Source organism: Pseudoalteromonas sp. S3776 (assembly GCF_005886915.1).
Taxonomy (GTDB): Bacteria; Pseudomonadota; Gammaproteobacteria; order Enterobacterales; family Alteromonadaceae; genus Pseudoalteromonas.
In genome coordinates this window covers 1-349 of record NZ_PNCU01000240.1, presented here as the reverse complement: position 1 = coordinate 349, position 349 = coordinate 1, and the positions used below count along the sequence as shown (strand labels likewise).

At 45.0% G+C, this 349-nt stretch carries 1 protein-coding gene; it reads left to right on the top strand.

The features are described from left to right. Positions 1-45: 45 nt before the first annotated feature. Positions 46-349: rhodanese-like domain-containing protein (locus tag CWC16_RS19755; protein ID WP_138542715.1), on the top strand; the 304-nt coding region annotated here is incomplete at its 3' end.

The following is a 349-nucleotide window of genomic DNA, read 5'->3' as shown; positions in this document are numbered from 1 at the left end:
TATTAGATTTTTCTAAATTAGAATTTACTTATAAGAGAATATCACATGTCTGTAAACTGGATTTCACCCGCACAGTTCTCTGAACTGAATCTCTCTTTGAAAAACGACATCCTTTGCCTGGATATTCGAAGTGAGCAAGAGCATCAGCTTTCTCATATACCCGGCAGTTGTCTGGTGACCCCACACAATATTGCTCACGTGCGAGCAGAGTCACTTCTTGTCTACTGTCAGAGCGGCATCCGGACTGAACGACTCAGCCAGACTCTTGAGAACCTGCAAAATAAACAGATTTACCTGCTGGAAGGGGGTCTGGACGCCTGGAAGGCAAAAGGCATGAAAACCCAGGGCA